Source organism: Methylobacterium sp. ME121 (assembly GCF_000974725.1).
GTDB lineage: Bacteria > Pseudomonadota > Alphaproteobacteria > Rhizobiales > Beijerinckiaceae > Methylobacterium > Methylobacterium radiotolerans.
Map to the genome: position 1 here is coordinate 42,418 of NZ_BBUX01000017.1, position 20,174 is coordinate 62,591.

At 70.6% G+C, this 20,174-nt stretch carries 19 protein-coding genes and 1 tRNA gene; 8 read left to right on the plus strand and 12 right to left on the minus strand.

Annotated features, from left to right (window positions below; translation table 11 throughout):
- Positions 1-153: 153 nt before the first annotated feature.
- Together ME121_RS13520 and ME121_RS13525 are read left to right on the plus strand one after the other, a co-directional pair.
- Positions 154-1,038 (plus strand): amino acid ABC transporter substrate-binding protein, encoded by an 885-nt coding sequence (locus ME121_RS13520; protein ID WP_059408995.1) that lies wholly within the window; start codon positions 154-156, stop codon positions 1,036-1,038.
- 15 nt (positions 1,039-1,053) lie between these two features.
- On the plus strand, positions 1,054-2,112 hold the full coding sequence (locus tag ME121_RS13525; protein WP_059408996.1) for a GntG family PLP-dependent aldolase: 1,059 nt from the start codon (positions 1,054-1,056) through the stop codon (positions 2,110-2,112).
- Positions 2,113-2,118: 6 nt separating this feature from the next.
- On the opposite strand, the gene ME121_RS13530 is transcribed toward ME121_RS13525, so the two are convergent.
- From ME121_RS13530 to ME121_RS13540, 3 genes are all read right to left on the minus strand, one after another.
- Positions 2,119-2,988 carry a 3'-5' exonuclease gene (locus ME121_RS13530; protein WP_059408997.1) on the minus strand — a complete coding sequence of 290 codons (870 nt, stop codon included), beginning with the start codon at positions 2,986-2,988 and terminating at the stop codon, positions 2,119-2,121.
- A gap of 72 nt (positions 2,989-3,060) precedes the next feature.
- Positions 3,061-5,493, minus strand: a complete 2,433-nt coding sequence (ligA, locus tag ME121_RS13535; RefSeq protein WP_059408998.1) for an NAD-dependent DNA ligase LigA — start codon at positions 5,491-5,493, stop codon at positions 3,061-3,063.
- A gap of 64 nt (positions 5,494-5,557) precedes the next feature.
- Positions 5,558-6,850, minus strand: coding sequence for an MFS transporter (locus ME121_RS13540; protein WP_059408999.1), 1,293 nt, complete (start codon positions 6,848-6,850; stop codon positions 5,558-5,560).
- A 128-nt stretch (positions 6,851-6,978) separates the two neighbouring features.
- Here ME121_RS13540 and ME121_RS13545 point away from each other — a divergent pair, with 128 nt between their 5' ends.
- Both ME121_RS13545 and ME121_RS13550 read left to right on the plus strand, forming a co-directional pair.
- Positions 6,979-7,695: a 4'-phosphopantetheinyl transferase family protein gene (locus ME121_RS13545; protein WP_012317041.1), complete on the plus strand. Its 717-nt coding sequence runs from the start codon at positions 6,979-6,981 to the stop codon at positions 7,693-7,695.
- Positions 7,696-7,780: 85 nt separating this feature from the next.
- Positions 7,781-7,857, plus strand: a tRNA-Pro gene (locus ME121_RS13550).
- A 219-nt stretch (positions 7,858-8,076) separates the two neighbouring features.
- On the opposite strand, the gene ME121_RS33630 is transcribed toward ME121_RS13550, so the two are convergent.
- The 5 genes from ME121_RS33630 to ME121_RS13580 all read right to left on the minus strand — a co-directional run bounded on the left by ME121_RS33630 (position 8,077) and on the right by ME121_RS13580 (position 12,598).
- Entirely contained in the window at positions 8,077-8,358 is a 282-nt protein-coding gene (locus ME121_RS33630; protein ID WP_024827918.1) for a hypothetical protein, read from the minus strand.
- A 298-nt stretch (positions 8,359-8,656) separates the two neighbouring features.
- Complete coding sequence (locus tag ME121_RS13560) at positions 8,657-9,001, minus strand: hypothetical protein (protein WP_143739318.1); 345 nt, start codon at positions 8,999-9,001, stop codon at positions 8,657-8,659.
- Between the two features lie 514 nt (positions 9,002-9,515).
- Positions 9,516-10,268: a class I SAM-dependent methyltransferase gene (locus tag ME121_RS13570; RefSeq protein ID WP_043072881.1), complete on the minus strand. Its 753-nt coding sequence runs from the start codon at positions 10,266-10,268 to the stop codon at positions 9,516-9,518.
- A gap of 145 nt (positions 10,269-10,413) precedes the next feature.
- Complete coding sequence (locus ME121_RS13575; protein WP_179240046.1) at positions 10,414-11,715, minus strand: glycosyltransferase family protein; 1,302 nt, start codon at positions 11,713-11,715, stop codon at positions 10,414-10,416.
- Positions 11,716-11,719: 4 nt separating this feature from the next.
- On the minus strand, positions 11,720-12,598 hold the full coding sequence (locus ME121_RS13580) for a methionyl-tRNA formyltransferase (protein ID WP_083374250.1): 879 nt from the start codon (positions 12,596-12,598) through the stop codon (positions 11,720-11,722).
- A 291-nt stretch (positions 12,599-12,889) separates the two neighbouring features.
- Between ME121_RS13580 and ME121_RS13585 the strand changes: the two genes are divergently transcribed.
- The gene (locus ME121_RS13585; RefSeq protein WP_059409002.1) at positions 12,890-13,933 is read left to right on the plus strand and encodes a hypothetical protein; all 1,044 of its coding nucleotides are present in this window, start codon (positions 12,890-12,892) and stop codon (positions 13,931-13,933) included.
- A 7-nt stretch (positions 13,934-13,940) separates the two neighbouring features.
- On the opposite strand, the gene tgt is transcribed toward ME121_RS13585, so the two are convergent.
- Both tgt and queA read right to left on the minus strand, forming a co-directional pair.
- Positions 13,941-15,077: a tRNA guanosine(34) transglycosylase Tgt gene (tgt, locus tag ME121_RS13590; RefSeq protein WP_059409003.1), complete on the minus strand. Its 1,137-nt coding sequence runs from the start codon at positions 15,075-15,077 to the stop codon at positions 13,941-13,943.
- Complete coding sequence (gene queA / locus ME121_RS13595) at positions 15,074-16,138, minus strand: tRNA preQ1(34) S-adenosylmethionine ribosyltransferase-isomerase QueA (protein WP_059409004.1); 1,065 nt, start codon at positions 16,136-16,138, stop codon at positions 15,074-15,076. The genes tgt and queA overlap by 4 nt, the downstream gene beginning before the upstream one ends.
- A gap of 98 nt (positions 16,139-16,236) precedes the next feature.
- Between queA and ME121_RS13600 the strand changes: the two genes are divergently transcribed.
- The 3 genes from ME121_RS13600 to ME121_RS13610 all read left to right on the plus strand — a co-directional run bounded on the left by ME121_RS13600 (position 16,237) and on the right by ME121_RS13610 (position 17,694).
- A complete protein-coding gene (locus tag ME121_RS13600) occupies positions 16,237-16,494 on the plus strand; it encodes a hypothetical protein (RefSeq protein WP_024827911.1) in 258 nt (85 codons plus the stop codon).
- Positions 16,491-16,709, plus strand: coding sequence for a hypothetical protein (locus ME121_RS13605; protein ID WP_012317050.1), 219 nt, complete (start codon positions 16,491-16,493; stop codon positions 16,707-16,709). The genes ME121_RS13600 and ME121_RS13605 overlap by 4 nt, the downstream gene beginning before the upstream one ends.
- Before the next feature lie 97 nt (positions 16,710-16,806).
- The gene (locus ME121_RS13610; protein WP_012317051.1) at positions 16,807-17,694 is read left to right on the plus strand and encodes a cation diffusion facilitator family transporter; all 888 of its coding nucleotides are present in this window, start codon (positions 16,807-16,809) and stop codon (positions 17,692-17,694) included.
- A gap of 8 nt (positions 17,695-17,702) precedes the next feature.
- Here ME121_RS13610 and ME121_RS13615 read toward each other — a convergent pair whose 3' ends face one another.
- Together ME121_RS13615 and sfnG are read right to left on the minus strand one after the other, a co-directional pair.
- The gene (locus tag ME121_RS13615) at positions 17,703-18,959 is read right to left on the minus strand and encodes an SfnB family sulfur acquisition oxidoreductase (RefSeq protein ID WP_029359133.1); all 1,257 of its coding nucleotides are present in this window, start codon (positions 18,957-18,959) and stop codon (positions 17,703-17,705) included.
- A gap of 42 nt (positions 18,960-19,001) precedes the next feature.
- The gene (gene sfnG, locus ME121_RS13620) at positions 19,002-20,117 is read right to left on the minus strand and encodes a dimethylsulfone monooxygenase SfnG (protein WP_059409005.1); all 1,116 of its coding nucleotides are present in this window, start codon (positions 20,115-20,117) and stop codon (positions 19,002-19,004) included.
- Positions 20,118-20,174 lie beyond the last annotated feature (57 nt).

Below are 20,174 nucleotides of genomic sequence, written 5' to 3' on the forward strand. Positions count from 1 at the left end.
GGCAGGTGAATCGGCATTGGACGCCCGCGCGCGGCCGCTCCTAGGATCAGTCGGCAAAGCTTCGGGCCGACTCCCCGTCGGGACAGCCCGGTGCTGATCCGGTTCAGACATAGCGAGGGGGTTCGGATCGTGTCGAGGACGCTGCCGCTTCTGTTGGCCACTCTGTGCTGGGCCGGGCTCGCCGCGCCGTCGGCCGCCGAGGGGCGCCTCGACAAGATCCGCGCGACCGGGCAGATCAGCCTCGGCTTCCCGGACGCGTCGCCCCCCTTCGGCTTCCTCGACCAGAACGCCAAGCCGGTGGGCTATTCTCTGGAGATATGCGAGCACGTCGCGCAGAAGCTCAAAGCCGTTCTCGGCATGAACAAGCTCGAGGTGCGCCACGTGCCGGTGATGTCGGCGACCCGGATCCCGCTGATCAACAACGGTACGATCGACCTCGAATGCGGCACCGCCAGCAACCTGCCCGAGCGGCACAAGCTGGTCTCGTTCGCGCCGACTACCTTCGTGGCGCAGGTGGTGCTTGTGGCCAAGAAGGACACGCCGGTGGACGTCGACGACATCGCCTCGTTCCGCGGCAAGGCCATCTCGGCGCAGGCCGGCGGCGAGACCCAGCGCGTCGCCACCCGGATTAACGTCCGCGACAAGCTCGACATCCTAGTGATGCCGGCCAAGGACACCGCCGAGGTGTTCCTGCTCGTGGAGACCGGCCGCGCGGCGGGCGCCATCAACGACGACGCCCTGGCCCACGCCACGGTGGCGGGGGCCAAGCGGCCGGCGGACTACAAGATCGGCACCAAGGGCCTCGAATTCGCCCCCTACGGGATCCTGGAGCCGAAGGACGACGCGGCCTTTAAGGCGGCCGTCGACAAGGCGGTGGTCGAGCTGATCCAGGACGGGACCGTGACGCGGCTCTACGGCAAGTATTTCGAGCAGCCGATCCCGCCGAAGGGCATCAACTTGGAGTTGCCGATGAGCGACGTGCTCAAGCGGGCCCTCGCCAACCCGACCGATTCTGGCGACGAGGCGGCCTACCGGTAGGGCGGCGAGACAGACATGCGAGACGATCACGGCGAAGCGACGGACGCGCCGTCCGCGGTCGACCTGCGGAGCGACACGGTCACCCGGCCGACCGAGGCGATGTACGCCCGGATGCGGTCGGCGCCGCTGGGCGACGACGGGCTCGACGCCGACCCGACCGCCCGCGCGCTGGAGGAGACCGCCGCCGCGATGCTCGGCAAGGCGGCGGCCCTGTTCGTGCCGAGCTGCACGATGGGCAACCTGCTGGCGATCCTGGCCCAGGTTCAGCGCAGCGAGCAGGTCCTGCTCGAGGCCCAGGCCCACATGCTCCACACCGAGCGCGGGGCCGCCACCCTGACCGGGGCGTTCCTGGACGGGATCGCCGGGACCGACGGTGCCATGGATCTCGACCGGCTGGAGGACGCCCTCCGGCCGGGCGCGAGCCCGCTGCCGACGGCCATGATCGCGCTGGAGACCTCGCACAACGCCGCCGGCGGCACCGTGCTGCCGCCGGACCATATGGCCGCGGTGGCGGAGATCGCCCGCGCGCGCGGCATAAGGGTTCATCTCGACGGGGCCCGCCTGTTCAATGCCGCGACCCATCTCGGGGTCGCGCCGGCGGACCTCGCGGCCCACGTCGACACCGTGTCGCTGTGCCTCTCGAAGGGCCTCAGCGCCCCGGTCGGCGCCGTGCTCGCCGGCGACGGGCCGGTGATCGCGGCGGCACGGCGCCTGCGGAAGATGATCGGCGGGACGCAGCGTCAGGTGGGCATCGTGGCGGCCGCCGGCCTCGAGGCGATCACCGTCATGGGCGCGCGCCTCGCCGAGGACCACGACCGGGCCCGGCAGTTGAGCGCCGGGCTGAACGCCCTGCCGCGCCTCGCGGCGAACCTGCCGCAGACCAACATCGTGCAGGTCGACCTGTCTCGGACCGGGCGGGACAGCGCGCGCTGGGTCGCGGATCTCGACGCGGCCGGCATCCGCGCGCGCCCGCTCGGCGCGCGGCGGCTGCGGCTCGTCACGCACCGGCACATCGCGGCGGCCGACATCGACCGCGCCGTCGCGGCCTTCCGCGCCTGCCTCGAAGCGGCCTGAGCCCGGTCAGGCCGCGCCCGCGACCCGGGTCTTCGCGCCGAGCATGCGGGCGAGGAGCACGACGTCGCCGGCATTGTCCGAGAGCAGGTCGGTGATGTCGCCGACCTCCAGCGCCTTCACGTGGCGGCAGCGCATGCCGTAGCGGCCGGCCGTGCAGGTGCAGCGCAGCTCCGGGCCCCCCGGCCGCTCCTCCAGGCTGACGTGGTAGCGGTTGCCGGTCGAGCCGCGCATGGCGAACCGCAGGGCCGCCGGCGCGTCGGAGAAGCCCGCCAGGGCCCGGCCGCTGATCGCACCCGGCGCGCGGCGCGGCACGGCGGGGCCGCCGACCGCCCGCGTGACCGGAAGGCTGAGCGCGGCCGCGAGGGCGTGCATGTCCGCGACCGCCCGCTCGCGCATCGCGGCCAGCGCGATCTCCGCGCACGCATAGGCGTCCTCGCCGGCATCGTGGTGCTCGAAGCGGATGCCGAGGCGCCGCGCGACCTTGCCGAGCCCGCAGCCCTCCGGCGCCGGGAAGACCCGGCGAGACACCTGGACCGTGCAGAGATAGGCGAGATCGGGCACCGGCAGGCCTGCCCGGGTCAGGCCGGCGCGCAGGACGCCGATATCGAAGCTCGCGTTGTGCGCCAGGATCAGCCCGCGCGCGAGATCGCCGAGATAGGGCGCCATGACGGCGGCGAAGTCGGGCTTGTCGGCGACGTCGGCCGGCAGGATGCCGTGGACGCGAATGTTGCCCGGCGCGAAGCGCATCTCGGGGGGCCGGATCAGGTGGCTCTCGCGGCGCACGACCCGGCCATCCGCGATCCAGGCGAGCCCCACCGCGCAGGCGCTGTCACGCCGCTCGTTGGCCGTCTCGAAGTCGAGGGCCAGGACCGTCATCGCGGTTCAACCATACCGGGTGGAAGTTCTCGGGGTGTTCCCCGAGAGGTCTAGGCCGGCCGGACTCGGGCTTCAACCCTGCGCCACCATCGCCAGCCAATCGTCCTCCGAGACGACCCGGACACCGTGCTTCTGGGCGTCCTTCAGCTTCGAGCCCGCTCCCGGGCCGGCGACGACCAGGTCGGTCTTGGCCGAGACCGAGCCCGAGACCTTCGCGCCCAGCCGCTCGGCCACCGCCTTGGCCTCGTTGCGGGTCATCTTCTCCAGGGCGCCGGTGAAGACCACGGTCTTCCCCGCGAAGGTGGAGGCCGCGGCGGCCCGCTCCATCGGCTGCACCGCGACCGCGTCGAGCAGCGCGGTGACGGCGTCGGCGTTGTGCGGCTCGGAGAAGAACAGGAGCAGGGCATCGGTCGCCACCGGGCCGATCTCGCCGTCGTCGGCGAAGACCCGGTAGGCATCGCCGGGACGCTGCGCCGCAGCCCGCGCGATCGCGGCGCGCACCGCGTCGACGTCGCCGTAATGGGCGAGGAGGTTCTCGCGCTGGACGGCGCTCAGGCGCGCCCGCTCCTTGGCCGGCGCCGCGTCGTCCTCCGGGAAGCCGAGATCGAGGAGCCGGTCCCGGGTGGTGCCCCCGACGCGCGGCACTGCGGTGAGCTCGACCCAGTCGGGACCCGGCTGCGCCGCCGCGGCCTCGCGGATCGCCGCGATCAGCGTCGGCATGTCGGCGAAGCGCTTCGCCAGCGCCTTGGCGGTCGCCTCGCCGATCTGCGGGATGCCGAGGGCGAAGAGCAGGCGGTTCATCGGCACCGCGCGCCGTGCCTCGACGGCGGCGAGCAGGTTCTTGATCGCCTTGTCGTCCTCGTCGCCCTTCTTCTTGGCGGCCTTCTTGGGCGGCTCGGCCGTCCCCGCTTCCGCGCGCCGCTCGGCCGACAGCGCCTCGCGCCGCGCCACGATCGCGGCCTTGAGTTCCTCGAAGTCCAGGCGGAACAGGTCGGCGGGCTGGCGCACCAGTCCGGCCTCGAACAGGACCTCGATATACGTCTCGCCGAAGCCCTCGATGTCGAAGCCGTTGCGCGACACGAAGTGCTTCATCCGCTCGACGCCCTGCGCCGGGCAGATCAGGCCGCCGGTGCAGCGGCGCACCGCGTCGGGCCGGCCGGTGCGCGGGTTGATGGCGCGGACGGCGCGGCTGCCGCAGGCCGGGCATGACTCCGGGAACGCGTAGGGCCGCGAGTCGGCCGGGCGCTTCGTGAGGTCGACGTCCATGACCTTGGGGATAACGTCGCCGGCCCGGACCACCGTCACGGTGTCGCCGACGCGGATGTCGCGGCCGTCGCGGATCGGCTCGCCGTCGGCGCCGACGCCCTTCACGTAGCCCTCGTTGTGCAGGGTGGCGTTCGACACGACGACGCCGCCCACCGTCACGGGACGAAGCTTGGCGAGCGGGTTCAGCGAGCCGGTGCGGCCGACATTGATGACGATGTCCTCGACGACCGTCGTGGCTTCCTGGGCGGCGAATTTGTGGGCGAGCGCCCAGCGGGGCGAGCGCGAGACGAAGCCCAGCCGCTTCTGGAGCGCGAGGTCATCGACCTTGTAGACGACGCCGTCGATGTCGTAGCCGAGCCCGGCCCGGTCCGCCTCGATGCGGCGGTAATGGGCGAGCATCGCCGCCGTGTCGGTGAAGGTCTCGGTGCGCGGGTTCACCGGCAGGCCCCAGGTCGCGAACTGCTCCAGCACGCCGGTCTGGGTCTCGGCGATCGGCGCCGACAGCTCGCCCCAGGCATAGGCGAAGAATCGCAGCGGCCGGGACGCGGTGATCGCGGGATCGAGCTGGCGCAGGCTGCCGGCGGCGGCGTTGCGCGGGTTGGCGAAGACCGGCTTGCCGGCCGCTTCCTGCCGGGCGTTGATGGCGGCGAAGTCGGCGTGGGACAGGTAGACCTCCCCGCGCACCTCGCAGATCTCCGGCCAGCCGGCCCCCGCGAGCACCGCCGGGATGTCCTGCACCGTGCGGGCATTGGCCGTGACGTTCTCGCCGACCTCGCCGTCGCCGCGGGTGGCGGCGGTGTCGAGCCGGCCGTTCACGTAACGGAGCGATAGGGACAGGCCGTCGATCTTCGGCTCGGCCGTGAAGGCGAGGGGAGTGTCGTCCGGACAGCCGAGGAAGCGGCGCACGCGCGCGACGAACTCGGCCACCTCCGCGTCGTCGAAGGCGTTGCCCAGCGAGAGCATCGGCAGCGCGTGCCGCACCTTGGCGAACTTCTCCGAAGGCTTCGCGCCGACCGACGTGCTGGCGGCGCCGGTACCGGCGAGATCGGGGAAGCGGGCCTCGATGTCTTCCAGGCGGCGGCGCAGCCGGTCGTACTCGGCGTCCGATATCTCGGGCGCGTCTTCCTGATAGTAGAGGCGATCGGCCTCCAGGATCGCGTCCGACAGGCGCGCGTACTCGGCGCGCGCCTCCTCGGCGGTGAGGTCGAGATCGAGCGGTTCGGATTTCGTTGCGGCCATGCCGGGGTTCTAACGCATCGGCGGCCGGCGGGGAGCCGGCCGCGGCGCGCAGTCCCCGATTCCCTCACGGGCGGGGGCTGAGCAGATCGCCGCGCCTCGCCATGCGGAAGGCCGCGAAGAACGTCGCGGCGACCAGCGCGGCGACTGCCTGCAGCGGCAGAGCCGGGGCCAGCCAGCCCGCGACCGCGGTCCCGGAGACCGAGCCGAGATTCATGGACGCCATGTACACCTCGAACTGCGTGGCCGCGCCCGGACGGCCCCGACTCGCCGCGAGCAGCGCCGGCATCAGGGCGACGATCAGCAGGCCGGGCAGCACGCTGGTGAGCGCCAGGATGGCCGGTGCCGCGGCCCCGACGAGCCCGGCAGCGATCAGGATCCCGGCCAGAACGAAGGTGACGGCGCTGCCCAGAAGCAGGGCGCGCAACGGCGACGCCGCTCCCGCGCGGTCCGACCAGACACCCACCGCGACGGCTCCCGCCGTGCCGCTCACCAGGGTCAGCACGGCCTGCAGTCGCGACAGGCCGGCGGCCTCCCAGCCCTGCCGCTGGAGGAGGTCGATCGCGAAGGGCAACTCGAACAGGCCGAGCGCCGCGTCGACGCCGAAGCACAGGGCGAGCAGCCGCAGGGCGCGCGGACGGCGCAAAGCCACGACCGTCCGGCGCAGAAAGCGGCGGAACGGGACGCGCCGCGGCGGCGGTCCGCGGCGATCGAACGACCAGATCGGATCGCTCGGCGCCTCGCGGACCAGCAGCATCGGCAAGCTCGCGACGATCGCGGCGGCGAACAGCCAGTGGGCGCTCGCGGAGAAGCCCCAATTCGCGAGCGACCAGCCGAAGAGTGCGGCGCTGAGGCTCGTTCCGGCCGTGAAGCCCGCCCGGGTGCAGGCGCTGACGCGGCCGAGCTCACGGGCCGGGACGTGATCCATGATCATCCGGTCGCAGGCGGTATCGAGGAGCGACGCGAACAGGCTGTGGACGAGGAAAACCAGGCCGAGCGCTCCGACGGCGTGGCCCCCGGGGACGAGGAGGAGCGCCAGCGTCGCGTGGCATCCGACCAGGGCGGCGACCGCGAAGGGGCGGCGCCGTCCCATCCGCGTGTCCCCGGCCCGGTCCACCCAGGGCCCCCAGAGCAGGGGCTGCAACGTCCACGGCAGGCCCGCCAGAGCGAAGTGCGTCCCCACCTCCGTGGAGGAGACGCCCTGCGCCGCGAGATGATTGGCGAGCGCCGTCAGCGAGAAGCCCGCGATGAGGCCCTGATAGAGATAGGTGGCGAAGAATACCCCGTAGCGGACCGGCCGCAGGCCGAGGCTCGGTCTGCCGGACAGGCCGACGCGGAGATCCGTGCCGGACACCGTCACGGAGCGCGGCGCTCCTTGCGGGAGACGGGCGGCGATCCGATGCTGCTCCTTCCTTCCATCGGATCGCCGCCCGTGCCGTTTCGCTCCCCTGACGCTAGCGCCACTGCTTTCGCCTCGCGAGGTGGCGCGTGAGCGCGGTCGAGGTCTGGATCGTCGACCTCGCCCTGACCCCGGGCCAGATCGACCGGTGCGAGGCCGTTCTCGACGCCGCGGAGCGCGGGCGGGCGGACCGGTTCCTGCGCCCGGTGGATCGGGCGCGGTTCCGCGCCAGCCACGCCGCGCTGCGGCTGATCCTCGGCGACGCGCTCGGTCTCGCGCCGGCCGACGTGGAGTTGCTGGCCGGAGCCGGCGGCAAGCCGGAGCTCGCGGGCGGGGCGCGGGGGGCCGCAGATTTCAACCTGTCCCATTCCGGCGCGCGCGCGCTGATCGGGCTCGCCCGTGACGCGTCGATCGGTGTCGATGTCGAGGCCGTCCGGCCGATCGCCGACGCGCTGCGGATCGCGGCGGCCCATTTCGCCGCCGACGAAGTGTCGGCCCTCGCCGGAGCCCCCCATGGCGCGGTCGAGCGTCGCTTCTTCGGACTTTGGACCCGCAAGGAGGCGGTGGTGAAGGCGCTGGGCAGCGGCCTGTCGCTACCGCTCGACCGCTTCAGCGTCAGCGTCCCCCCCGAACCGCCGCGCCTTCTCCGGGCTTCCGGCGACGCGTCCTGGAACCTGGACGGTCCGTGGAGCTTGGCGGAGATCGATTGCGGGAGTGATCACGTGGCGACGGTGGCGGTCCGATCCGCAGGGGCGGAGATCACCTGCCACCGGCTCTCGGACGACTGGCCCGATCATCTGGGCTGAAAAGGCGCGAGACCGCGCTTGCGGTGGGGCAAAGGCGCGGCTATACACCCGCTCGCCGGCCCTGACGGACACGCGGGGCGGCCTTCGGAGTGTAGCGCAGTCTGGTAGCGCACCACGTTCGGGACGTGGGGGTCGCAGGTTCAAATCCTGCCACTCCGACCAAAATTCCCGCGATCTCAAGCTCGGTGAGAACGGAAAGCTGCCCTGCGTCCGCGTGCAGGTGATGCGCGACCGTCCAGCTCAGATCGCGCGACGATGCCACTGCTCCGAAGTGCTCGAGAACGCGGCCATCGGCAAAGGTCCGAGGGCGTCGAGGCTCGCCGGTACCGCGTCATCCCGGATCGGTTCGCAGTCGCGCCTCCGGAGGTCATCGGGCGCGTCTCATTCCGGATCAGGTGTGCCGGGACCAGCCGGGCCGCGTTTCTGAGACGGCACTTCGTCGACCTCCGCAATTCTTGGGATCCTCTCCGGCGGCGTGAGCGGCGCGATGGGCACGCTCTCCACGAGAAGCGCTATCATCTCGGACCGCGAATTCAGGAGAATGGCCGGCGGCTCGCCGGTGATCTGCCGCCATCGCCTGACGAAATCGCCCGCCGGCAACTCGGCGAGGGTGTCCTGGTCGGTTGCGGGGTGGTCCGTTCTGGGCAACGCGGACTGGTCCATGCGCCTCAACGGCGCGGACCACGATTCGGCCTCAGCGTCTGCCCGGGATGGTGAAGCGCGCGTTGCCCCGATCGGGGAAAAATGTGCCCGCCACGGCGAACCGGGCGGGCGAGGTCAGGGGCGCTCGATGCGTTGGCGAGCACCGCGACTCTTCCCAACAGCGACAGGCGAACCGGTAAGCCCGTCGGCGTGACAGATCGGGGCGCTTGACGGCGGGTCTCTCACGATTGCGGCTCCGAGAGCTGTCATCGGTCTCGCGCGGCACATTTCACGCGCTCCCACGCGGGCCTGAGCGCGGTCAGGCTGCGCACTGGTGCCCGCTGCCGCGGACGCTGCGAGGCACGACCATCGACCTGTCCCGAGGCGGCAGCAGGTCCATCTGCGAGCAGTGCAGCGCCAGGACGGTCTGCTCTTCCGCCAGGGCGCGCGCCGCGACGCTGAAGCGGCCGTTGGCCATCACGCACGCCTCGGCCGATCCGGCACGCGCCGCCGCCGCCGCGTCGCCCGAGATCGGGAGGTACGCGACGTCGCGATCCGCCGATTGCAGGCACACCCCGACGCGCGTCCGGGCCCGGAGGAGGACGAAGGACTTTTGATCCTGGTACTCCACACCCCAGGCCGCCGCTTTCAGGCGCCGCAGCATCGGCGCCTGGTAGCCTGCTTGCGCGGAGCTGGCGCGGTCGACAAAGGTCCAGGACGCGATCCCGGCCGGCAGGAAGGACGCGAATTCCGCCCGGACCAGCCGTCCGAAGCTGCCGATCCGGACGACGGCGCGGAGCGGCCGCGAGAGATGGGCGCGGTGCAGCCGGACCAGTACCCGTTACCAGAGCGCCTCGAACGCGGCCGCATCCCGGGCAAGGCGCTCCATCCAACGGTTCTCGACGAGCAGGCGCTCAATCTGCGTTCGGGTCGTGCGGCGACACCGCTCCCTCACGCGCACGCGAAGATGCGGCCAAGCAAGCAGAAGCAGGATGGCTGTCACCCACAGAGCGACGCTCGTCGCGAACACGACTGCGGGACTTCGCGAAATAAGGATGATGCTGCGATTCACTCGCCGCAGTAATCAAGCGGACATCGCTGATCAGGTTCGTGGTAGCCCGGGTGGCGCAAGTCTTCGTGGATAGGAAGCTCAGAATCGACGCGGGCGACTGCGCCGCTCAGGTCCGCATGGCCACGAACATGCCTCGGCCCTGCTGGTGGTAGTAGCCACTCTCCATCGAACCGCGGATGTCGAGCCCGAGCATGTCGTACTGCTCGTAGATCATGTCGAAGCCGCACGCCTTCAGGAGCTGGATCAGGGCCGGCTTGGTCGGCCAGAAGGAGCGCTTGTTGCTCCACGAGGTCCATTTGTGAGCTTCGAGCTGGCTGGTGTCGTCGAGATCGTGCTCGTGCATCCAGCGGCCGGGCAGGCCTTCGTTCTCCGCCGGCGGCGAGAGCTGGAACAGGTCTCGGTTCTCGTCAGTCGCGAAATGCGTGTGCAGGATGATCACGTCGCGCACGCAGTCAGCCATGAGGCGGATGAAGGCGGCCGGTCTGTCGAGGTGGTAGAGCAGCCCGCAGCAGAACGCGGCATCGAAGGGACCGTGGGCCGCGAGGTTCCAAACATCGTCGTTGACGAAGCCGAGGTCCGGGACGCCGGCCCCATCTTTGACCCGTAGGCAGTTCTCGAAATTGGAGCGGCGCACCTCGACACCCGTGGCGCGCATTCCGGCGCGGGCGAACTCGAGCGTGTACCCGCCCTCGAGGCAGCCCAGATCGACGATCGAGCGGCCGGCCAGCCTGTGCCCGTAGAACAGCCGGAGCGAGCGCAGCGCCGCCTGGGTCCAGGGGCTGTCGGCGATCAACCAGCCCGCCTCTGGCAAGGTCTCGGACCCGTCTGCGAGGCGGATGTTGTGTGCCGTGAACGTCATGCCGCCTTTCCACGCCGCACACCCTCACCGAGCGGGGACGCCCTGAGTCTATATGGGCCGCGGCCGATCGGTTCACGTGGTTTGTCGATTTGCCCGTGTGGAACGGCCCGCGCGCGGATTCGAAATGCGCGCGCGGCGGCGCGCGTTAGCGGCGCGCCCGTTCGAAGAAGCGACGGATGGGATTTCGGGCCAGGAACTCTCTTCCGGCCTGCGAAGGCTCCTGAGAAGCTGCTGCCGCCAGCGCTGCATCCTCCGGCTCGGCGGTCCAGCCATCCTGCCAGCGCAGATGCCGGATTGTGCCCCTGGCGGTACCGGCCCGCTGTCTCAGCGCCAGCGTGTTGAGGAAGCGGCTGGCGCGATGGCTGAACGTGTTCCCGTCGCGAACGACCCGCGCGGCTGCCGCCGCGAGCTTCTGTCTCAGCCGACTACTGCCGTCGAGCTCCCGATGTAGATGAAGCGCCTCGGCAGGGTTATTAAAGTACAGGGCCGCCTCACCGTGCGGGAAGAGGGCGGTGCAGTCGCGGTTATATTGGGACAGGCACGGGACGCCGTGCGAAGCGGCGTCGAAGCTTCTGAAGTTCGGGCCACCGTTCATATTCTGAATGTGAAAGATATTCAGGCAGATGCGGTAGCGGGCCATGTAGGCCCGCATCTCCCGCTCGCCGGCGACGCTGTTCACGGAAAACTTGTGAAGGAGGTGAGGGGCTGCCGTCCAGAGTTCCTTGTACCAGCTCGGCGGTCCTTGGATCTCCAGATCGGTCGCCGAGAAGTAGGAGAGGAGTTCCAGTCGGTGCATCGATGACTGGAAATTGAAGTACTCCATCGCGTTCACCGGCGTGCCGTCGGGTAGACTCCACGTCTCGTCGATCATGAAGAATGGCGAACGCATACGATCACGGAGCTCGACCCCCACCGGGAGAGGGCCGGTGCGGGAACCGACGAGGCCGTCCTGCGAGCGCGCCGCGTAGAGCGCGATGTGATGCAGCGACCCGAGGAAGCCGACCGAGGTCGCGGCTCGGTTCTGGGATGGCCGGGGCTCGAAGCCCGCGAAGGGCAGCCAGTCGGCCCGGGTCGCCTGCGGATGCTCTGCGAAGTTGCTGCACGCGACGCTCAGCAATACGCTCTCGGGGATCTCAAGGCCGGAGAAGTAAAAGGGGCTGTCGACGAACCACGCCGCGTGCGCCGCGCCGCGCCGCGCGAGACCCTCATAGATCGGCGCGGAAAGCCCGACCGCATTGATGCTCAGGGCGCCGTCGATCGCAACGCCGTCGGCCTCCAAGAAGGCGAGCAGGGTCTCGGAAAGCTCCTCCGACTGGCTGAGGTGGGTATAGGCAAAGTTCGCGACGACGACGTCGCATCCGGCCGCCGCGAAGGCGTCGATAAGCCCGCTGCGGCTCGCATCGAGGATGCCGAAGACATCCATCAGCAACAGGGTGGGCTTCGACATGCGCTCAGGCATCTTCTTCTGTCTGTCTGAAGATCAGGATCCGGTCGCGCGTCGTCACGGTCAGCGGATCGCTCTGCACTACCAGACCGGGTTTGCGATCCGTGCAGCGCGCGCCGACCTCCGGAGGCTGCAAGACCCGGAAGCGCCGATCGCTGACCGTGATACGCGCGTACAGGTTGGGCGGGAACAGGTAGGCGCGCACGTGCCGGTCGATCTGGGCCGCCGTTCGGTTGAAGTCGATCTCTGTCCGCGCGTAGTCGATATCCGTCTTGCTGAAATAGGTCGCCGCCGCGTCGTCTTGGACGGCGGCCATACCCGACAGGCCGCGCGTCGCGGTAACGGCCCCGAATATGGCCGCGTTCCGCTCGATCAGTCGCACGCCGGCCTGCTCGCAGAGGCTGTAGACCTCGCGATTGGATCGGCCCTCGATCGCGAAGGTCTCCTGATCCACGAGGGCTCCCGTGTCGATCCCGGCATCGATGATGTGGAGCGACACGCCGAAGGTCGCGTCGCCGTTAAGGATGGCGAGCGTGATGGGCGCCATCCCGCGGTAGCGCGGTAACGGCGAGAAGTGGAGGTTGATGAGTCGGTCGCCGCCGTGCTCGATGATGTCGTGTCTCAAGATGATCGAGAACTGAACCGACAGGAGCAGGGTGGGATCGATCTCGAAATAGGTGCGTGCGAAGGCCTCGGCATTTCGGACGCCGCGGCTCTCGATCCCGAGGCGGTGCGCCACGTCGCGCGCGACCCGCGCGGAAGTCTCGTCCTTGTCGGCGAAAACGTACACGATCGTGTGATCTGGCAGCTTACGACGAAGGACCTCGAGTGTGTCGGCGCATACCTTGTTTTTCCCGCACACGAGGATCGACGGCGTCTTCGACATCGCTACTGGATCACTGAGTGTCGTTGCTAGATTGTTCGCGCGGGCTGCGTGCCGTGATCATCATCAATTTCATCGAAATCAAATCGTCAAGCGCCGGCAATCGACCCGTACTCATATACATAGCAGCAGAAGTGCAGGAAGCGCTGTCGCGCCGGAACAACATGTTTCCGTTGCCCTTTTGTCGCAGGCTCTACACCCAGCCGTTGTATCAGGGGTCTGCGCACGGTGTCTGGCGCCCGGCCGGTTGCGCGCTTGCGACGTGGCCGGCCAAACGGCGTATGAAGCCGCCCGATGGATTCGCCTTCACACGGTCAAGCCGGCTCCCGGCCCGCAGGATGGGTCGGCTTCGCGCGCAGCTTCCTCGTCAGCGCCGTCAGCATGGGCGTGGCGCTGGCCGTTTTCGTGGCCGCGGTCGATCCCTACGGTCTGCGGGCGGCGCCCGGGCATCCGCCGGGACCGATCATGGACGCCAATCAGCGGCTCTCCTATCCGCAGATCGCCCGCGGCGGGCCGTTCGACGCGGCGGTCTTCGGCACTTCGACCGCGCGGCTGCTCGACCCGCAGGCGCTCGACGCGGCCTTCGGCGTCCGGTTCGCCAATCTGGCGGTGAATGCCGCGACGCCCGATGAGCAGGCTCGCCTCGCCGCGCTGTTCCTGGCCCGCCGGCCGGTCCGCGCGGTCCTGTTCGGCCTCGACGCCTCCTGGTGCGCCGCCGATCCGCCGGCCCGAACCGCCCACGCCTTCCCCGACTGGCTCTATGCGGACCCGGCGCCCGGCGACGTCCTGCGCCAGGTCAGCCTGCGCGCGGTCACGACGGCCGTCCGAATCGGGCTCGCCGATCTCGGACTGGCGCAGGCGCGGATCCGCGGCGACGGCTACGCGGTGTTCACGCCACCTGAGGCGCACTACGATCTCGTTCGCGCCCAGGCCCACATCCGCGCCGGTGCCGTCGATTCGTCGGCCGCGGAACCGCCCGACGCGCCGATGCCGGCCCTCGACCGCCTGGACGATCTTCTCGGCCGCGTGCCCGTCGAGGCCCTGAAGATCGTGGCCTTCATGCCGGTCCACGCGGCGGCGCAGGGATCACCGGGCTCGGCGGTCGGCTTGCGCGAGGAAGCCTGCAAGGCGCGCGCCGCGATGATCGGGACGCGTCACGGCGCGGTCGTGGTGGATTTCCGCCGAATCTCGCCGCTCACGACCCGGGACGCGAATTACTGGGACGCGCTGCACTACCGCCTGCCCGTGGCGGCGCGCATCACCTCGGATCTCGCGAGCGCCGTCGCCACCGGCCGCGACGATCCGGATGGGGTCTACCGGGTGCTCGCCCACCCGTGATGCCCGGTCAAGCGGCGGCGCGCTCGGCGCTGGCCCAGCCCGCGCGGGTCGCGGCGCAGTAATCCGCGTAGCGGCCGTCGCGGATCGCCGCGCGGACGCCGGCCATCAGGTCCTGGTAGTAGGCGAGGTTGTTCCACGTCAGCAGCATCATCCCGAGAATCTCGTTCGAGCGCACGAGGTGGTGCAAGTAGGCCCGAGAATAGTCCCGCGCGGCCGGACAGGTCGAGGCCACGTCGAGCGGCGCGGTGTCTTCCGCGTGGCGGGCGTTGCGCAGGTTGACCCGTCCGTGGCGCGTGTAGGCGAGGCCGTGCCGGCCGGCGCGGGTCGGCATCACGCAGTCGAACATGTCGATGCCGCGCCCCACCGCGCCGAGGATGTCGTCCGGCGTGCCGACGCCCATCAGGTAGCGGGGCTTCGCGGTCGGCAGGTGCGGCTCCACCGTCTCGATCATGGCGAACATGACGGCCTGGGGCTCGCCCACGGCGAGGCCGCCCACCGCGTAGCCCTTGAGATCGAGATCGGTCAGCGCGCGGGCGCTCTCGACGCGCAGGGCCGGCACGTCCCCGCCCTGGACGATGCCGAACAGGGCTCGCCCGGGCTGGTCGCCGAACGCGACGCGGCAGCGCTCGGCCCAGCGCAGGGACAGGTGCATGGCCTTCTCGATGGCCGCGTGATCCGCCGGCAGGCGGACGCACTCGTCGAGCTGCATCTGGATGTCGGAGCCGAGCAGACCCTGGATCTCGATGGAGCGCTCCGGGCTCATGTGGTGCGCTGTGCCGTCGATGTGTGAGCGGAAGGTCACGCCCTGCTCGTCGATCTTCCGCAGGGCGGAGAGCGACATCACCTGGAAGCCGCCGGAATCCGTCAGGATCGGCCGGTCCCAGTTCATGAAGCGGTGCAGGCCGCCGAGCCGGGCCATGCGCTCCGGGCCGGGCCGCAGCATCAGGTGATAGGTGTTGCCCAGCACCACGTCGGCGCCGAGGTCACGGACCTGGCCGGGATACATCGCCTTGACCGTCGCGGCGGTGCCCACCGGCATGAAGGCCGGGGTCCGGATCTCGCCGCGCGGCGTCGCGATCATGCCGGTCCGGGCGGTGCCGTCCAGGGCCAGCAGGTCGAAGCGGAAGGGAGCGCTGTCGGTCATGGGGTGTCCGCGCGCGGGCCCGGGAAGAGCAGGCTGGCGTCGCCGTAGGAGTAGAACCGGTACCCGGCGCCGATCGCGTGCGCGTAGGCCGCGCGCATCGTCTCGAGGCCCGAGAAGGCTGAGACCAGCATGAACAGCGTCGAGCGTGGCAGGTGGAAGTTGGTCACGAGAGCGTCGACCGCCCGGAACTGGTAGCCCGGGGTGATGAAGATCTCGGTCGGTCCGGAAAAGGGTGCGAGTGTCCCGTCCGGGCGGGCCGCGCTCTCCAGCAGGCGCAGAGCCGTGGTTCCGACCGCGACGATCCGGCCGCCGGCGGCCCGCGCGGCATTCAGGGCGTCCGCCGTGGCGGCGTCGAGGATGCCGATCTCCGCGTGCATGCGGTGCCCGTCGGTGTCCTCGGCCTTGACCGGCAGAAAGGTCCCGGCGCCGACATGCAACGTGACGTGATGGCGCTGCAGACCGGCGGCGTCGAGATCGGCCAGCAGGGCGTCCGAGAAGTGCAGGCCGGCCGTAGGGGCCGCCACCGCCCCGGGATTGCGGGCGTAGACCGTCTGGTAATCAGTGGCGTCGCGGGCATCCGTGGCGCGCTTGCCCGCGATGTAGGGGGGCAGCGGCAGGGCGCCCTCCGCGGCGATGGCCGCGTCGAGCTCGGGCCCGGCCCGGTCGAAGGCCAGGACGATCTCGCCGGCCTCGGCCTTCTCGAGAACGGTCGCCGTCAGATCGCCGAAGCGCAGCGCGTCGCCCGCCGTGAGCCGCTTGGCCGGACGCGCGAAGGCGCGCCACCGGTCGGGGGCCTCGCGCAGGTGGAGCATCACCTCCGTGCGCTGGCCGGGGGCGCCGGGGCGGGTGCGCACGCCGTTCAACCGGGCGGGGATCACCCGCGTGTCGTTGAAGACCAGGGCGTCGCCCGCCCGGAGGGCGTCCGGCAGGTCGCGCACGGTCCGGTCGGCCAGCGGGGCGCCGGGGCGGACCACGAGCATCCGCCCGGCATCGCGCGGCTCGGCCGGGCGCAGGGCGATGCTGGTCTCCGGCAGCTCGAAATCGAAGAGGTCCACGCGCATCGCCGGCTGCCTGCACCGAACAGCACGCGGTTTCAACCGCGGAACCGCCGGGGAGCGCGTCCGTTTCCAGCGTCACCGAGACGCGAGGCCCCCGATCCATGCCCTGGTACGCCGTTCGCCCCCGTGACGTCGCCGATCCCCGCTGGCCGCTCCCCGGCACGTCCGAGATCGTGCTGAAGGCCGAGGATCCCGACACCGCCCGCGCGAAGTTCGAATCGGCCTATCCGAGCCAGCCCTTCGGCAGCCCCGGAATCCCGGTGCCGAATACCGGCGCCGGCAGCTTCCGCGGCGATCCGGACGCCCTGGTCGTGGCCGAGACGGGCGTGCCGCCGGCGCCGCGGGGGAGCGACGCGTGACGCCCCGCGGTCGCCCCCGGCGGGTCACCCTCGACGGGCAGCTCCTCGGGTTCTGGGAGCGCGAGGCCGCCCGGCTGGAGACCCTCGCCGCCGGAGCGCGCTTCGCCTGGCAGCGCCGTCGCTACCTGCGCAAGGCGGAGGCCGCGCGCGCCAGGGCGGAGCCGAGCCGCCGACGCGAAGCCGCCCGGGACAACGGTGGTTCGTCGGAGACTTAGCCGCGGCTAACACGTTTTCGACGGCGTCGAACCTTTGCCGTGGCCTTGCCCATGGCCGGTGCCGTATGGGCGCGGCGACACCCCAACGGCGCGAACCATGGACCGCACCCAGAAAGCTGCCCTCTTCAGCGCGGGCATCGGCCTCGCCGTCACGGCGATGAAGTTCTACGCAGCGTGGCTCACCGGCAGCCTCGCCCTCTACTCCGACGCGCTGGAGAGCATCATCAACGTGGTCGCCGCGGTGGGCGCCTTCGTGGCCCTGAAGGTCGCCGCGCGACCGGCCGACGAGGACCACCCCTACGGTCACCACAAGGCCGAGTTCTTCTCGGCGGTGATCGAGGGCGCGCTGATCGTGGTGGCGGCGCTGCTGATCCTGCGCGAATCCTATTTCGGCCTGCTCGCCCCGAAGCCCCTCGACGCGCCCGCGATCGGCCTCGCGATCAACTTCGCGGCCGGGATCGTCAACGCGGTCTGGGCGGCGGCGCTGATGCGCTGGGGCCGGCGGTGGCGGTCGCCGGCCCTGATCGCAGACGCGCGCCACGTCTTCGCCGACGTGGTCACGTCCTGCGGCGTGCTTGCCGGCGTCTGCGCCGTCGTGCTGACGGGCTACCCCGTCCTCGATCCCGTGGTGGCCGGGCTGGTCGCCCTGAACATCCTGTGGTCCGGCTTCCGCATGGTTCGGGAGTCGGTGGACGGCCTCATGGACAGGGCCGCCCCGGCCGAGATGGTTAGCCAGATCCGGTCGCTCATCTCCCAGCACGGCGAGGGCGCGCTGGAGGCGCACGACGTGCGCACGCGCTCTGCCGGTCAGGCGACCTTCATCGACTTCCACCTCGTCGTCCCCGGCGCGATGACCGTCGAGGATTCGCACGCGATCTGCGACCGGCTGGAATCCGCCCTGGAGACGACGATCCCCGGGGCGGTGGTGACCATCCATGTCGAGCCCGGCGAGGAGGCCAAGGCGCGGGGATTGCCGGTGCTGTAGGCCGCCGATCAGCTCCAGGCGTGGAGCGGCGGGTTCACGCCGTTGAGGGCGTGGTTGCCGACGATCGCGTATTTCCAGCGGACCGGGTCGTGCAGCGTGTGCGTGCGCGCGTTCCGCCAGTGACGGTCGAGATTCTCGGCGGCCAGAGTCGAGCGGGTCCCCGACAGCTCGAACAGCTTGTTCGACGCCGCCAGGGCGACCTCGGTGGTCAGCACCTTCGCCTCGGCGACCGCGATCTGCGCCGCCGCGACCGTCTCGGCGTCCGGCCGCGCGACGGCCGCGTCGAGGGCGAGTCCGGCCCGGTCGAGCAGCGCCTCGGCGGCGTGCTGCCGGATGGTCAGGTCGCCGATCGCCTGGATCGTGTAGGGATCGTCGGCGGCCCGCTCCAGCCCGCTGTCGATCCAGGGCCGGGCCTTCTCGCGGACGAAGCCGATGGTGTCGTCGAGGGCCTCGCGGCCGATCCCGGCATCGACCGCCGCCTGGATGATCTGGAACACGGCGCCGTCGGCGCTGGGCGCCGCGTAGCCCTTCCAGGCGGGCACGAGATGCGTCCTGGGCACGCGCACGTCGTCGATCAGCACGGTCCCGCTCGCGGTCCCGCGCTGGCCGAAGCTCGACCAGTCGTCGATCACCGTGAGCCCGGGCGCGTCCCGCTCGGCGATAGCGTACCAGGCGCGCCCTTCCTCATCGAGGGCGACGATCGGTACCAGATGCGCGAGGAGGGCGCCCGTGGCGTAGAACTTCTGACCCCGGACCACGACGTGGTCGCCGTGATCGGTGAAGCGGGTATCGAAATCGGCGGCCCGCTTGGTGCCGCGCTCCGAGAAGGCGTTCCCGAAGCGCGCGCCGCGCAGCACCTCGCCGAACAGCAGGTGCTTCTGCGCCTCGTCCGACACCGTCCGGATGGCTGCCAGGATGCCGAGATGGTTCTGGGCGATCTGCGCGATGGCCGGATCGGCGGCCGCCACGATGGCGATCACCTGCGCGAGGGTCCGGTAGGAGACCTCGGGGCCGCCATAGGCTCGCGGCACGTTGATCGACCAGAGCCCGCTCTGCGAGAAGGCGTCGAGCTCCGCCAGCGGCCGCACGGCGTGGCGGTCCCGCTCCGAGGCGCCGGCGCGGAAATCGGCCGCGAGCCGGTGAGCCGCGGCCAGCGCCTCGGCGTCGTCACGGATCACGTGGGCGGGGGAGGGCGGCCGCGCGGGGCCGGGGGCGCCCGGGCGGCGCTCCGGCTCGAGTGCGCGCGCATCCACGGCGATGTTCATGGCTCACTCCGGTCAGGCAAGTTTCGATCGAGTCTGCGGCGCTCAGGCCGCCTCGGCACGCCGGTCGCGGGCGGCCTCGAGGGCGCGGACCCGCGGGATCACGTGCGCGCCGAAATACGCGACCTCCTCCTGGAAATGCAGGAATGCCAGCAGGGCGAGGTCGGCACCGGCATCCTTCAGCGCGAGGATCCGCTCGGCGATCTGGTCGGGCGTGCCGATCAGATTGGTCTTGAAGCCGTCGTTGTACTGGACGAGATCCTCGAAGCTCGATTTCGCCCAGTTGCCTTCACCTTCGGGAGAGGCCTTGCCGGCATTCTTCACCTCGTGGCCGAAGGCCTTCACGGCGTCCGGATCGGCGTTGTCGATGATCTCTTGGAGAACGGCGCGGGCCTCCTCCTCGGTGTCGCGGGCGATCACGAAGGCGTTCACGCCGATCCGCGGATGATTGCCCGTCTCGGCCGACTTGGCGCGGATGTCGTCCACTTGGGCGCGGATGGTCCCCGGCGTGCCGCCGTTGGTGAAGTACCAGTCGGAGACCCGGGCCGCCATGTCGCGCGCGGCGCGCGACGAGCCGCCCTGGAAGATCTCGGGCAGCGGATCGACGGGCTTGGGTTTCAGCGTGTAGTCGCTGTAGCGGTAGAAGTCGCCGCGGAAGGTGAAATTGTCCCGCGTCCAGATCCCGCGCAGGCTCCGGATGAACTCCTCAGACCGGCGGTAACGCTCGTCGTGGTCCAGCCATGGCTCGCCGATCGCCCGAAATTCGCCCGAGAACCAGCCAGAGACGATGTTCACCGCGATGCGGCCCTCGGTGAGCTGTGAGATCGTTGCGATCTGCTTGGCGGCGAGAGTGGGATGCCACGGCCCGGGCAGGAGGGCGGCGATCACCTTGAGCTTGGTGGTCGCGGCCAGCAGATCGTGGCTGAAAGCGACCGATTCGTGCTGGTACTCGGCGCCGTAACCCGCGGTGAACCGGATCTGCGTCAGCCCGTAATCGAAGCCCGCTTCCTCGGCGATCTGGGCTAGCTTCCGATTGTACGCGGCGTCCCAACTCGTGCGCTGGGGGATCTTACTGATCACGAGGCCCCCGGAGACGTTGGGCACCCAGTAGGCGAAGCGGATCGGCGCGCGCGCCGCCGAGTTGGCGAGATGGCTGGTCATCCGGCGTTACCTCAGTTGCACGGCGGTCAGGCGCCGTGACGTCTTCGGATGATCGCC

What these genes read in the sequence shown, in the direction of transcription:
- ME121_RS13525 (WP_059408996.1), top strand. Translation starts at nt 1,054, where the DNA reads ATGCGAGACGATCACGGCGAAGCGACGGACGCGCCGTCCGCGGTCGAC.
- ME121_RS13530 (WP_059408997.1), bottom strand. Translation starts at nt 2,988, where the DNA reads ATGACGGTCCTGGCCCTCGACTTCGAGACGGCCAACGAGCGGCGTGAC.
- ligA (WP_059408998.1), bottom strand. Translation starts at nt 5,493, where the DNA reads ATGGCCGCAACGAAATCCGAACCGCTCGATCTCGACCTCACCGCCGAG.
- ME121_RS33630 (WP_024827918.1), bottom strand. Translation starts at nt 8,358, where the DNA reads ATGGACCAGTCCGCGTTGCCCAGAACGGACCACCCCGCAACCGACCAG.
- ME121_RS13560 (WP_143739318.1), bottom strand. Translation starts at nt 9,001, where the DNA reads ATGCTGCGGCGCCTGAAAGCGGCGGCCTGGGGTGTGGAGTACCAGGAT.
- ME121_RS13570 (WP_043072881.1), bottom strand. Translation starts at nt 10,268, where the DNA reads ATGACGTTCACGGCACACAACATCCGCCTCGCAGACGGGTCCGAGACC.
- ME121_RS13575 (WP_179240046.1), bottom strand. Translation starts at nt 11,715, where the DNA reads ATGTCGAAGCCCACCCTGTTGCTGATGGATGTCTTCGGCATCCTCGAT.
- ME121_RS13580 (WP_083374250.1), bottom strand. Translation starts at nt 12,598, where the DNA reads ATGTCGAAGACGCCGTCGATCCTCGTGTGCGGGAAAAACAAGGTATGC.
- ME121_RS13585 (WP_059409002.1), top strand. Translation starts at nt 12,890, where the DNA reads ATGGATTCGCCTTCACACGGTCAAGCCGGCTCCCGGCCCGCAGGATGG.
- tgt (WP_059409003.1), bottom strand. Translation starts at nt 15,077, where the DNA reads ATGACCGACAGCGCTCCCTTCCGCTTCGACCTGCTGGCCCTGGACGGC.
- queA (WP_059409004.1), bottom strand. Translation starts at nt 16,138, where the DNA reads ATGCGCGTGGACCTCTTCGATTTCGAGCTGCCGGAGACCAGCATCGCC.
- ME121_RS13600 (WP_024827911.1), top strand. Translation starts at nt 16,237, where the DNA reads ATGCCCTGGTACGCCGTTCGCCCCCGTGACGTCGCCGATCCCCGCTGG.
- ME121_RS13610 (WP_012317051.1), top strand. Translation starts at nt 16,807, where the DNA reads ATGGACCGCACCCAGAAAGCTGCCCTCTTCAGCGCGGGCATCGGCCTC.
- ME121_RS13615 (WP_029359133.1), bottom strand. Translation starts at nt 18,959, where the DNA reads ATGAACATCGCCGTGGATGCGCGCGCACTCGAGCCGGAGCGCCGCCCG.
- sfnG (WP_059409005.1), bottom strand. Translation starts at nt 20,117, where the DNA reads ATGACCAGCCATCTCGCCAACTCGGCGGCGCGCGCGCCGATCCGCTTC.